Annotated in this window: 3 protein-coding genes; 1 reads left to right on the top strand and 2 read right to left on the bottom strand. The window is 65.1% G+C overall.

The annotated features are described in order from the left end of the window. Positions 1 to 142: 142 nt before the first annotated feature. On the bottom strand, positions 143 to 6,193 hold the full coding sequence (locus NKH01_RS15505) for a translocation/assembly module TamB domain-containing protein (RefSeq protein WP_353020947.1): 6,051 nt from the start codon (positions 6,191 to 6,193) through the stop codon (positions 143 to 145). Beyond that, a complete protein-coding gene (locus NKH01_RS15510; RefSeq protein ID WP_353020950.1) occupies positions 6,193 to 8,121 on the bottom strand; it encodes an autotransporter assembly complex protein TamA in 1,929 nt (642 codons plus the stop codon). Before NKH01_RS15510 ends, NKH01_RS15505 begins: the two co-directional genes overlap by 1 nt. Positions 8,122 to 8,394: 273 nt before the next feature. On the opposite strand from NKH01_RS15510, the gene NKH01_RS15515 reads away from it, so the two are divergent. Further along, positions 8,395 to 13,875 carry an alpha-2-macroglobulin family protein gene (locus NKH01_RS15515; protein ID WP_353020952.1) on the top strand — a complete coding sequence of 1,827 codons (5,481 nt, stop codon included), beginning with the start codon at positions 8,395 to 8,397 and terminating at the stop codon, positions 13,873 to 13,875. The last annotated feature ends 162 nt before the right edge of the window (positions 13,876 to 14,037 follow it).

The raw sequence follows: 14,037 nt of genomic DNA on the forward strand, positions 1-14,037 counted from the left end.
CGCGCGATAACGACAGTCTTGGCGCAAATTTGCTACTGCGCCAGGGATTTCGCGCGAAATCTCCACGGACAATTAAACCGGGACATTTGCTGCTGCGCCGCTCGTTCTTCGGGCAACCAACTGTTCTGCGCGAACAGCCGTTTCAATATTCCCGTTCATAGAAAACACCGCCTTTGGCTTCGCCGGCGTCGGTTGCCTCACCACGCAGCTTGACGCCGCGCCCGACGTCGAGATCGACGGTTGCCTTGCCCGAGCCGGGCCTATCGCCCTTCTGGATCGTCACGTAAGTGCGGTCGTTGAGATACTTGCCCGCCGAGACGGCGGTGCCGCCCTCTTCGTCGGTGATTACGTCGAGATCGTCGACGCCGATCGCGCTGCGCAGGTTCTGCAGCAGGGAGGTCGAGCCGCCGACGCCGGCCAGTTGTCCGGCAGCCTCGGCAAGCTGCGCGATCTGCAGCGGCGACAGGTTCGACATCGAACGGCCGAAGATCAGCTGCGCCAGCACCTCGTCCTCCGGCAGCGCGGGTACCGAGGAGAAGGTGAATTTCGGGTTGGTCGCCTCGCCCGACACCACGATGGTCACGGTGGCGCTGGTTGTCTTGGATTGCGCCGTAAGGTTGAGGTAGGGCACCAGAGAGCCCGAGAAGCCGACCGTGCCTTCGGTGAAGGTCAGCCGCTTGGCAAGGATCGTCAGCCGCCCGCGCCGCAAGGTGAAGGTGCCGACCGCTTGGGGTGACGATGCCGGACCGGTCAGCCGCAGCGAACCGCCGAGCTCGGCGTCGACGCCCCTGCCCTGGATGAAGATCTGGCTCGGCGCATTGATCGTGACGTCGAGGTTGAGGCCACTGCCGCCGCCACCGCTGCTTGCAGCGGCCGGGCGCAACGCCTTGTCCTGCGCACGCACGGCTGCCGGCGCATTCTTGTGCTTGACGTTGAGCTCGGCCAGCGAGCCGGGCAGCTTTTCGGGTACGGTGATGACGGTCTTGGCCAGGTTGACGGTACCGGAAATCACCGGCCCGGAGGTGAGCGGTCCCTTGATGGTCAGGTCGCCGCCGAGGTTAGCAGTGACCACCTTGCCGTCGGTATAACGGCCGTCGACCAGTTTGACCGACAGGTCGGCTGGGAAACCCTTAGCCGGATCGATGCCGACGGTGCCGCTGGCCGAAAGGCTGCCACGCGTCGACAGCGTGCCGGTCAGGCGGTTGATCCTGGCCACGCCACCACCGATAGCGACATCGGCGGTGATGTCGTTGATCGCGAGCCCCGAGCGCGCGTCGACCAGGCGGGCGCCTGACGTACGGACCGTGCCTGAGATCACCGGCGACGTCGCCGGGCCGCGCACCTGCACATCCACGTCGGCCGTGCCGCTCAAGGACAGGCCTTGCGCGGCGAGTGTCCTGGTGAGGAAGGCGAACGGCACCTTGCCGGAAAAGTTGAGATCAAGGGTGGGCGCGCCTGATGTCGTCATCGTGCCGCCGCCCTTGAGGCCAAGGCCGGCGGCATCGCTCATGTTGGCGTCGAAGGTCAGTCTGTTGCCCGAATACGTACCTGAAGACGAAACGCCCATGCCGCCGAAACCTGCACCGCGGGTCTGCGACGTCTGAACGCCTGTGGCGTCGATCTTGAAGGCGACGGCCGGATTGGCCGGCGCGCCCGTCACCTTCACCGTGCCCGAGACGGAGCCGGCGGCATCGAGGCCAGGCGAAAAACTGTTGGCTATCGAGATCGGGACGCGGGCCAGCGTCGCGTTGAGGTCGAGCGCCTGCCCAGCCTTGCCCGTGACCGTCGCCGTTCCGCCGCCGAGGTTGAGCACCAGCCTGTCGAGGCTGGTCACTCCATTAGCGATGTTGATGGTCGAGGCCTGGGCGATGGCCGCCTTGATGCCGCGAATGGTCGCCTCGCCGGAGGCAAGTTCGACGGTCGTCGTGCCCTTGACCGCCCTGACCCGGCCGGCGGCCTTCAGCGGAATATCCTTGACGGTGGCGCCACCCGAAAAACCGGTCCATTCGCCGTCGCGCTTGAGATCGACGTCGACGCCCCGAATAACGGTGCCGCCGGAGTTTACGCTGTCGGCGCGGATTTTTCCGGAGATCACCGGTGCCGCCAGATAGTTGGCGATCAGAGCATCGATGGTCACCGCCTTGGCCGAGAAATCGCCGCGCGAGATCGAGCCCGTCGTCGCCTTGACGGCGACCTGCGGCACGGCGCCCGCCTTGGAGAAGGCGATCGTGCCGCGCACATCGCCATCGGCTTTTTCCAGTGCCAGGGCAGCAAGCGGACCGATATCGGGCAGGTCGAGTGCCACAGTGCCGACCGGCACGAAGGCATCGTCGAGCGCCAGGTCGCCGGAAATACGGTTCTTGCCCAGCGACAGCAAGAGCCCGTTGATGGCGCGTTTGCCGTCCGATGTCGCCAGCACGGCGCTGCCCTGCAGCGACTGGCCCGCGACATTTCCGGTGAGTCGCACATTCGCCGCCGGGTTGGCTGCGTCCGCCTTGCCGGTGGCTGTGAGCTTCAGCCCGGTGATCTCGCGCGCGGCCACCGAAAGCTTGTCGCTGTTGACAGTCAGCGACAGATCCGGCGCGGTGCTGGCGCCTTGCGCATTCAGCGCGAAAGAAATAGCGCCTTTGGCATCCTTGGACAGCAGCGAGACGTCGCCTAGTGCGCCTTTGACGTCGGCGCTCAGCCTGTTGTCGGCAAGGCTCGCCTGCCCGTCTGCGGTCAGCGCGCCTGATGACAGCCTGATCGCGTTGGCGGTGACATTGCCGTTGGCGTCTCGCTTCAGCGCGGCACTGAGTTGCGTCCGCTCGGCGAGCATGCCACGCGCCGCCACCGGCAGCGCCGCCGACGCGGCGTCCGCCTTGAGATTTAGATCGATGGCGCCGTCGGCCAGCGAGACCCGCCCGTTGAAGCCGCTGTTCAACGCGTCGCTGGTCACGGTGCCGCTATCGATGATGACAGCGTCGGCGGCAAGGCTGCCGGCAACTTTGGCAGTGACCTTGCCGGCGATCAGCGGCGCGACGGTCGGATTGTCGAGGCCGATTTTTTCGGCGATCACCGAGCCGGAGATCGGCCCGCTCCGGGCTTTCACGTCGAAGCGGTCGGAGTGCAGCGCAAGCGTGATGCCCTCGATCTTAGCTAGATTGGTGGCGGCCGATGGCAGTGTCGCGGAGATGTCGAGCTTCGGCTGGGTGCCCTGCCCGGCCGCCTTTAGCGACAGCGTCTGCAGCTCGAGCTTGATCGGGCTCTCCTTGCTGCCGAGCGAAAGCGGCAGGCTCGGGCCGGTGGATGCGAGGTCGAGCGAGAAATCACTGGCACCGTTCGGATTGATGGTGCCGGCTGCCTTGCCGGAGATTTTCTCGCCGGCAAGCGTCGCATGCTCGATGGCGACGCCGCTGGCCAACGAGAAACGGCCTGCCGCATCGAGATTGAGCGGCCCGAGCCCGGCCCGCCGGGTCTGGCTGGTTTCGGCGCCGCTGAGCTGGGCGTTGAAGCGAATGTCGGGGGCAGCCGACGATCCCGTGACTTGCGCGGTGCCGCTGAGCGCGCCCACGGCATCGAGGCCCGGTGAAAAATCATTGGCAAGTGCTGCCGGCACCGCCGACAAGGTGGCAGCGAGATCGAGCGTCTGGCCAGCCGTACCCGACACGGCAACCGAACCACCGCCGACACCGAGCGCCAGTTTCTCTATGCTCACCCTGCCATTGGCGATTGTCAGCGCCGATGGCTGTGCGACAGCTGCCTTGATGCCGCGGACGGTCGCCTCGCCCGAGGCAAGCTCGATGCTGGTGGTGCCGTTCGCAACCCTGACCCGCCCGGCCGCGCTGGCCGGAATGCCGGCGACCGTGGCGCCGCCGCTAAAGCCGGTCCAGTCGCCATCGCGCTTCAGGTCGACGTCGATGCCGCTGATCACCGTGGTTCCGGAGGTGATCGTGTCGGCCTTGATCTTGCCGGAGATCGCCGGGGCTTTGAGATAGTTGGCGACCAGCGCGTTGACAGCGATTGTCTTCGCCGCCAGTTCGCCGCGCGAGATCGCGGCGCTCGTCGCATCGATCGCGACCGTCGGCGCACCATTGTCATTCGCGAAACGGATCGTGCCACGCACGTCGCCGGCTACCGTTTGGCCGGCAAGTCTGGCCAGCGGAGCAATATCCGCCGCATCGAGGTTCAACGTGCCGAGCGGCAGCAGGTTGTCATCGAGCCCGAGGTCGCCGGAGACCTTGTTGTCGGCTAACGAGACGGCAAGTCCATTGATGGAGCGCTTGCCATCGGTTGTGACCAGCGATGCCTTGAGGTCGAGCGGCTGGTCGTCGACCGAGCCGGTCAGCGAGACATCGGCGGCGGGACTAGCGATATCGGCTTTGCCGCTCGCGCTCAACTTGATCTGCTTCACCACACGGCCGGACGCCGTCAGGCTGTCGCTGTTGGCCGAAACCGAGAAATCCGGTGCGCTGCGCGCGCCGCTTGCCGTCAGCGCAAAACCGACGGCGCCGCCGACCTTCGCGCCGACCAGCGGGGACAGCACCGACACGTCGCCGAGCGTGCCCTTGATATCGGCCCGGATATCGGTGCCTTGCGCCATGGCGGTGCCGCTGGCGCTAAGCGTGCCTGAGGTGAGTTGCAATGCGTTGGCGGCGAACGCACCGTCCGGGTCGCGTGTCGCGGTTGCGGAAAACTGCACGCGCTGGCCGAGAACCGAGCTGATCTGCGGCGGCAGCGCCGTCGAGGCCGCGTCGGCATTCATCTTGAGCGTCATCGACAGATCGGCAAGCGCTACTGTGGCCGTCACGGACGCATTGAGCGCGTCGCTGCGAAGCGTGCCTTGGTCGACGACGACCTGGTCCTTGCTGACCGAGCCGGCGAGACCGGCGCTGACCCTGCCCGTTATCAGCGGCGCCAATGTCGCAACGTCGGTGTTCAGGCCGGCCGCCGTCAGCTTGATGGTGACAGGCCCACTACGGTTCTGGATGTCGAAGCCATCAGAATGAACTTGCCCGATCAGGTCGTCCACCCGCGTGCCGCCCGCCACCACCGAGACCAGCGACGCGCCGATATCGACCATCGGCGCCTTGCCATCGCCGAAAGCGCGTGCCGTGGCGTCCTTGATCGCCACGGTTATCGGCTGTGCCTCACTGCCGAGGCTAAGCACGATCGGCGGCCCTTTCGCGGCGAGTTTCACCGAAAGATCGCTGGCGCCGCTCGGATCGACAATGCCGGCGGCGGTCGCGTGCACGGCGCCGCTGTCGATATTGGCGCGCTCGACATCGACGCCACCGGCCGCGGTCGCTGTGCCGGCGAGGTCGAAGGTGGTCTTGCCGGCAAACAGCGGTTTCAGGGTTTCGGGCAGGAAGCGCTCGAATTCGCCATCGCCGTTGGCCTCGACATAATGGCCCTTATCGGTGAGCTGATGGCGACCGGTGAGTTGGGTGACGATCCGGCCGTCGACAACGAAGGTTCCAATACCATTCCAGTTGGCGAGCGGTCCTGTGCCGGAAATGACAATGTCGACTGGCGGCGCGCCTGGCAGCTTGAGCAGGTTGGCGATGATGCCGCCGGCCGGCTCGGATGCCTTAAGGTCTAAGTCGAGCTTGTTGTCGGCGGGCGCGAAATGGGCTTTGGCGTCGACCGTGCCTTGCTTGCCGTCGTGGCGAACGATGTTCAGGTTGGTCTCGATGGCCAATGGCGAGGCGTCCGCCTTGAGCGCTCCCTTGGCTGCAAGTTCGGCGACACCGCTGCCGGCCAGAGCCTGCCCGAGCGCGATTTCGGGAAGGTCGAGCTGCTTGACGTCGATGGAAACCGGCAGCGTCGTCGCTCCGCTTTGGCTCGGCTGTGTGCTGGCCACCGGCAGCCTTGCCAATTCGATGCGCTCGGCCCCAACAAGATCGGCGCTGAAGCTCTTCGACAGGAGTGCCAGCGGCGACCAGTCGACAGCCACCTTGCGCGCCACCATCCAGGCGCCTTCGCGATCCTCCAGAACGACATGATCGACCCTCAGCGCGCCCGACCAGATACCGTCGATGCCGACGACAGTGACCTTGCGATCGTCGGTCGAGGCCATGGTCGAGATGATGCCGGCAAGGTTTTCGCGGCCGCGCTCGGTTTTGGTCAGCACGACGAGGGCCCCCACCGCCGCTGCCACGACGATGAGCAGCGTGTAGAAAAGGATACGGAGGATGCGCCTGAATATTGCCATCAGAATGCCTGGCCGATGCCGGCATAAATGCCGAAATGAGGATCGTCGGGGCCGCGGTTGAGCGGCACTGCCGCGTCGATGCGCAGCGGCCCGAACGCCGTCAGATAGCGCAAGCCTACACCCGCGCCGACCTTCATGTCCGAAAAATCGGGGACCTGCCCGGTGGACACCGTGCCGGCATCGACGAACGGCACGACGCCGATCTTGTCGGTGACGGCGATGCGCATCTCGACCGAGGTCTCGAAGAAGGAAAGCCCGCCGATCGGCTCTCCGTTGCTGTCCTTCGGGCCGATGCCCTGATAGGCATAGCCGCGCACCGAGCCGCCGCCGCCGGAGTAGAAGCGGCGGTCGGCCGGAACATCCTGAAGACCGGCGCCGATGATCGAGCCGATGGCGACACGTTCGGCGAAAACGAATTTCGAGGCCGAATCGAGCGACTGGTAGGCCGACCCCTCGCCTTTCAGCTTGACGAACGCAGCCCCGCTCAAAATGTCGTAGCTCGGCTCGACATAGGCCAGCACCCTGAAGCCCCTTGTCGGATTGAGCTTGCTGTCGCGATTATCGTAGACATATTGCAGCGGAATGCTGGCGATCAGATAAGTGTGCTTGCCAAAAGCGTCGTGGATCCTGGAATAGTCAAGCGCGACTTGCGCGGAAACCGTCTGCTTCTTGTCGAGTTCGTAGGACAGGCCGGTGCTGCCCTTGACCGAGAAATGGTCGTAGGCGTCGGGGTGCTCCAGCACGGTGTTGACACTGGCAATGAATTTCGACGCCGGCCCGACCACGCCCGGCTTTTCGAACATGACGCCGGCATTGTAATTGAGCTGGGTCAAGTCGTTGCTGCCGATGCCGCTGATCTTGCCGTCGATGCGCAGCTTTTCGGCGCGGCCAAACAGATTGCGGTGCCCCCAATAGCCTTCGAGGCCCAGCCCTTCGGTGTTTGAGAAACTGCCGCCAATGCCGAAATAGCGCGGCTTGCGTTCGCTTACCTGGACACCGATCGGGATGTTGCCTTCGGCGTCGAGCGCGTCGGCTTCCTTCACCGTCACGCTGTTGAAGACCTCGAGCCCGAGCAGCCGGTCGCGCGCATCGTCGATCTCATCGGGCGAATATTGGCGGCCGCGCTTCAGGCCAGTCATATATTCGGTGAAGTCGCGGTCGACCTTTTCGGTGCCCTCGACAGTGGTGTCGCCATAGCCGGCGACCGGCCCGGCCGCGACGGTGAGCGTCATGTCGAGCGTCGAACCGGCGTGCTCGGCGACGATCTCGCGGCGCGTCACCTTGGCCAGCGGCCTGCCTTCTTGCTTGAGTGCCCGCACGATCGCCGCCTCGGCCTTGAGCACGGCGCCCGAACTGGCGTCACCGCCGGCGATCAGACCGAAGTCGGCACTTGCCAGCCCCGCTGCATCGCCTTTCAGCCTGATGTTGCCAAGCGTGAATTTCGGCCCGGCTGCTATGCTTATCACCACCGGAATCGGCTGCGGGCCGGAAAACTCGGCATCGGGCGGCAGATCGTCGAGCGGCTTGCCTTGAATAGTGATGGTGACGACACCCTCGTAGCGCGCGTCCGCGTAGAGCGCGGCGACAAGTTGCTCACGGTCGCTGCGCGCCTTGGCCAAAAGACCCAGCGAACCTGATACCGGGTGTTCCTCGTCGGCTTTCAGCGCCGAGGCGTTTTCGAGCTTCTCGGCAAGATCCTCGTCAGCGTCGGGCGCTTCTATCGTCACGGCATAGCGTAGTGGGTCGACGATGTCGGCATCTTCGTCCTTTGACGACCCCCACAGCTTGATGCCGAAAATCTCGAAGGCTGCCGCACTTCCGGTTTCGGCAACAAGTGCCGTCGAGCACAACAAAGCGAAAAGCAGGGCGCGCGAAAGCGCGCGCTGTGGCGCGGTTCCTCCCGACATCTGCCTTTCATACGCCGGCATTATGCTCCTAGCCTAGCTCGCAAACCTAAAATTGGAATGAAGTTCTGAAGCACTCGTAAAGGGGCCACAATCCAATTGCTGAAATAGACAGGGCTTGGAACTCACACCTTCTGCGTCGCCGCAAGAAAGCGTGATCCCCTGTCCTATGGAGCTACTACCGGTCACCGGCCGGAAAGCAAACCGTTGGCAGGCGGATCCTGCCGCGTCCTGATGTTGACAAGCGCGACTGAAGCTTGAACATTTCTGGACGTAAGCACTTGTCTGGAGGGGTTTATGGCAATGCGCGCGGCTCGTGGTCTATCGATTCTTTTCCTTCTCTTTTTCGCCTGGAGCGGTGTCGCGCAAGCGGCCGAAGCCCGGCGGGTGGTGACATCGGACAATTCCGACTATTTTGGTTTCGATCTCAGATCCGACCAGAATGTCAGCCTCGACCAGTGCAAGACCACCTGCCTCGGCGACCCGGCCTGCCGCGCCTTCACCTACAACCTCAAGGCCAAATGGTGCTTCCTTAAATCCGATTACAACTCGTTGAAACCCTTCGGCGGCGCCGTCGCCGGCAAGGTCGTCAACATCGATGGCGATCCCGACATCGGCGCGCCACCCGAACTCGCCTTCTTCCCCAACTGGATGGCCGACCAGGCCCAGCAATACCGCAACAAGCTCACCGGGCCGACCTACACCAAGCCGAACGAGGGGCTGACGGCGCTGAGGGCGGCGGCCGAACAGTCGGCGCTGACGGGCGATCATCGCTCGGCCATGCACAAATACGAAGCGGCGGTTTCGGTGTTGCCGGATGATGGCCAGCTCTGGCTCGAGCTGGCGCGCGAAACGCTTGCCGTCCATCCGACCGCCAACAGTTCGGAGCCGTCGACCCTACCGGCGAACGCCACTTCCGCCGCCTTCAACGCCTACAAATTGCTGCGCACCACCAAGACGCGCGCCGACGTGCTGGCGCTGCTCGGAGACGGCCTTGACCGCCGCGACCTCTACAGGCCAGCCCTGCAGGCCTACGAGGCGAGCCTCGCTTTGGTCAATTCGCCGGCGGTCAGGGCCGCTTATCAGGATCTCAAGGCCCGCAAGGGCTTCCGCGTCATCGATCATACCGTCGATGCTGACACCAGCGCGCCGCGCATCTGCGCGCAGTTCTCCGAGGAGCTGGTCAAGACCGGCGTCGATTATTCCCAGTTCGTCACCGTCGACAACGCCGCTCCCAAGGGCGTCGAAGCCAAGGACAAGCAGATCTGCGTCGAAGGGCTCGAGCACGGCCAACATTATGACGTGACCTTCCGCGCCGGCCTGCCGGCCGCCATTGGCGAGGTCACCGCGGCACCGGTGGTGCTGTCGATCTACGTGCAGGACCGCGCGCCTTCGGCCCGCTTCACTGGCGACAGCTTCGTGCTGCCCGCCGGCGCACGCCGCGGCATACCGGTCGTCACCGTTAACATGAATGCCGCCGAAATGAAGCTCTTCCGCATCGGCGACCGCTCGCTGGCCCAGCTTCTGTCGGGGTATCAGTTCCTGCGCCAACTTGACGGCTACGACATTTCGAACATCTCCGAACAGATGGGCGAGCCGGTCTGGCAAGGCCAGCTCGACATCGCCAACGACCTCAACAAGGAAGTCACCACCTCCTTCCCCATCGACGAGGCGTTGCCGAAGCGCAAGCCCGGCGTCTATGTGCTGACCGCACAAGCCGTCAACGATCGCAGCGACGACTATGATTCGCACGCCACGCAATGGTTCGTCGTCTCCGATATCGGCCTGTCGACCTATACCGGACAGGATGGGCTGAACGTCTTTGCCCGTTCGCTTGCAACCGCCGAGCCGATCGCCGGCGCCGAGCTGACGCTGCTGGCCAGGAACAACGAAATCCTCGGCACCGCGACCACCGACGCGGAAGGGCGGGCGGTGTTCAATCCCGGCCTGACGCGCGGCGACAGCGGCATGGCGCCGGCGGTGCTGATGGCCAAGCAGGGCGACGACGACTTCGTCTTCCTCGATATGGGCCGCGCCGGCTTCGACCTGTCCGATCGCGGCGTCGCCGGACGCGCGGCGCCGGGCGCGCTCGACGTCTATGCCTGGACCGAGCGCGGCATCTACCGCGCCGGCGAGGACGTCCATGTCTCGGCTCTTGCCCGCGACAGTGCCGCCAAGGCGGTCGAGAACCTGCCGCTCACCTTCATCTTCTCGCGGCCCGACGGCGTCGAGGACCGCCGCATCGTCAGCGACGGAGCATCGGCCGGCGGCCACGCCGTCGACCTGCCGCTGGAACCCAACGCCATGCGCGGCACCTGGACAGTGGCGATCCACACCGATCCCAAGCAGGCGGCGGTCGCCAGCCAGATGTTCCTGGTCGAGGACTTCGTCCCGGATCGCATCGAGTTCGACCTGTCCGCCGACAAGCAGGAGATCGCCCAGGGCGAGACCGCCAACATCACCGTCGACGGCCGCTTTCTCTATGGCGCGCCGGCCGCGGGCCTCGCGCTCGAAGGCGAATTGACGCTGTCGACCGGCCGCGACTGGGACCGCTTCAAAGGCTATTCCTTCGGTCTGGCCGACGAACAGTCGGCCGAACCAACGGTGACGCCCTTCACCGGCCTGCCGGTGGTCGGCGACGACGGCAAGGCGACCTTCCCGGTTTCCGTCGATCAATTGCCATCCACCACCAAGCTGGTCGATGCCAAGGTCACGGTCCGGTTGCGCGAGACCGGCGGCCGTGCGATCGAGCGCTCGCTGAATATCGGCATCCGCCCGCAGGGCCACATGATCGGCATCCGCCCCGATTTCGACGGCGACGAGGTGCCGCAAGGCGGCACGGCCAAGTTCAGCCTGATCGCCGTCGACCCAGACGGCAAGCGTGAAGCGCTGAAGGGCGCGCAGTGGTCACTGGTCAAGGTCGAGCGCAGCTACCAGTGGTACCGCTCGAGCAATTCCTGGAACTATGAGCCGGTCATCTTCACCAAGGCGGTGGCCAACGGCCGGGTCGACCTGAGCGCCGATGGCGAGGCTACCATGTCGCTGCCGGTCGACTGGGGCCGCTACCGGCTCGAGATCGAGACATCGGATCCGGAAGGCCCGGCGACCAGCTACGAGTTCGACGCCGGCTGGTATGTCAGTTCCACCACGACCGAAACGCCCGACGGGCTCGAGATCGCCCTCGACAAGGAAACCTATGCGGCGGGCGAAGTAGCCAAGCTCAAAGTATCGCCGCACTTTGCCGGCGAATTGCTCGTCACCATCGGCGCCGACAAGCTCTTGAGGACGGTCACGGCCAGCGTGCCGGCCGGCGGCAGCACTGTCGACATCACGGTCGGGGACGATTGGGGTGCCGGCGCCTACGTCACGGCAACGCTGTTCAGGCCGGGCGATGCGCAAGAGACGCGCATGCCGGCGCGCGCCATCGGCGTCAAATGGCTGAAGCTCGATCCCGGCTCGCGTAAGCTTGCCGTCAGCTTGGCGCCGCCGGACAAGACCATGCCGCGCCAGCAGCTGTCGATCCCGGTCGCCGTTGCCGGCGTGCAGCCCGGCACCAACGCCTATGTCATGGTCGCGGCCGTTGACGTCGGCATCCTCAACCTGACCAACTACAAGGTACCGGATCCGGAGAACTGGTTCTTCGGCCAGCGCATGCTCGGTCTCGAGGTTCGCGACATCTATGGCCGGCTGATCGACGGCTCGCTGGGCACGACCGGCAAGCTGCGCACTGGCGGCGATGGCGCCAACATGCAGTCGCAAGGCAGTCCGCCGACCGAAAAGCTGGTCGCCTTCTTCTCCGGCCCGGTCCAGCTCGACGCCGACGGCAAGGCGCGGATCGACTTCGACATACCGCAGTTCAACGGCACCGTGCGCGTCATGGCCGTCGCCTGGACAAAGGAAGCGGTCGGCCATGCCCAGTCAGACGTCATCGTGCGCGATCCGGTGGTGATCACCGCCGGCCTGCCGCGCTTCCTGGCGCCCGGCGATTCCGCCGTCATGCGGCTCGACGTCGCCGACACCGATGGCCCCGCTGGCGACTACAAGCTGACCATCGACACGACGGGCGACCTGTCTACCGGCAGTGCCGCCTTGCCTGAGAAGCTGACGCTCGCCAAAGGCAAGCGGCAGACGCTGACCGTGCCGTTGATTGCGCAGACCGCGGGCAACGCCTCGATCACCATCAAGCTTGCGCATGCCGATGGCACCGCCGTCGAGCAGACGCTCTATGTGCCGGTGCGCCCGGCGCAACTGCCGGTGACCACCCGCATGGTCGTCGACCTCAAGGGCAATGGCGGCGCGCTGCGCGTCGACAAGGAACTGTTGGCGGCAAGCCTGCTCGATGGCGCTTCGGTGAGCGTCGGCGTTTCGCAGTCAGCTGCCTTCGATGTGCCGTCGCTGCTGATGACGCTCGACCGCTATCCCTATGGTTGCGCTGAGCAGACCACCAGCCGCGCCATGCCGCTTCTATACGTCAACGAGATGGCTTCCGGCATCGGCATGGCCAGCGACCCCGATCTGCATGGCCGCGTCCAGGACGCCATCTACAAGGTGCTGAGCTACCAGGCCTCGGCCGGCAGCTTCGGTCTGTGGGGTCCGGGTTCCGGCGATCTGTGGCTCGACGCCTATGTCACCGATTTCCTGACCCGGGCGCGCGAGCAGAAATACGACGTGCCGGCCCTGGCGATGAACCAAGCGCTGAGCAATCTGCAGAACGCGATCGGCTACGACCAGGACGTCCAGGATCGCGGCAGTGAGATCGCTTATGCGCTCTATGTGCTTGCCCGCAACAAGAAGGCCTCGGTCGGCGATCTGCGTTATTACGCCGACACCCAGCTCGAAGCCTTTACCAGCCCGATGGCCGTCGCCCAACTGGCGGCCTCTCTCGCGCTCTACGGTGACACGCAGCGCTCGGAGGCAACCTTCCAGGCCGCGTTGCAACTGGCCAAGTCGACGCCGGAATATGACTATTACCGGTCCGACTATGGCTCGCCGCTGCGTGACGGTGCGGCGATCCTGGCGCTTGCCGCGGAAAGCAAGCCGGTGCCGACCATCGTGCCGGCGCTGATCCAGCTGGTGACCAGGGAACGCGCCGACGCCAGGTGGACCAGCACCCAGGACGAGTCCTGGATGCTGCTGGCGGCCCGCGCGCTGAAGGCCGGCAATGATTCGATCGCGCTGACCGTCAACGGCGCACCGCATGCCGGCGGCTATTCGGACCAGATCGCCGGTGGCGAACTGGCCGACAGTCCGCTGACCATCGTCAACACCGGCAGAAATCCGCTGCAGGCGGTCGTCACCACCGTGGCCTCGCCGATCCAGCCTCTGCCGGCCGGCGGCAACGGCTTTACCATTAGCCGTACCTACTACAAGCTCGACGGCACAGAGGCCAACGTGACGGAGGTCAAGCAGAACGAACGCTATGTCGTCGTGCTCAAGGTTTACGAGCAGAACACCTGGCCTTCGCGGCTGCTGATCACCGACCTGTTGCCGGCCGGCTTCGAGATCGACAATCCGGGCCTGGTCTCCAGCGCCCAATTGACGAACTTCTCCTGGCTGGCGCAGACCGATGCTGCCCATCTCGAATTCCGCAACGACCGTTTCGTCGCGGCCTTCAATCCGAACGACGGCGACGGCGACCGCAACATCACGCTCGCCTACGTCGTACGCGCGGTGACGCCGGGCACCTATGCCCACCCGGCAGCAACGATCGAAGACATGTACCGGCCGCAATATTCGGCCCGCACCGCCACCGGCATGATGGAGGTCAAGGCGCCGTAACGATGGAGAGGGACGCAAACTGGTTGGCTGTAGCTAACGACGTGACGCCGCGCCGCCCCTTACCCTTACCCTCTCCCCGTGAAGGACAGGGAGAGGGGGTCGCCAGCGTTGCGGCCATTCACCTTCTCCCCGTCCTCCACGGGGAGAGGGTGCCGGCAGGCG

Source organism: Mesorhizobium sp. M1403, assembly GCF_040317695.1.
In the GTDB taxonomy this organism is placed as follows: Bacteria; Pseudomonadota; Alphaproteobacteria; order Rhizobiales; family Rhizobiaceae; genus Mesorhizobium.

Bases quoted from the DNA above. Each gene is read 5' to 3' on its own strand.
- NKH01_RS15505 (WP_353020947.1), bottom strand. From the start codon at position 6,193: ATGGCAATATTCAGGCGCATCCTCCGTATCCTTTTCTACACGCTGCTC.
- NKH01_RS15510 (WP_353020950.1), bottom strand. From the start codon at position 8,121: ATGCCGGCGTATGAAAGGCAGATGTCGGGAGGAACCGCGCCACAGCGC.
- NKH01_RS15515 (WP_353020952.1), top strand. From the start codon at position 8,395: ATGGCAATGCGCGCGGCTCGTGGTCTATCGATTCTTTTCCTTCTCTTT.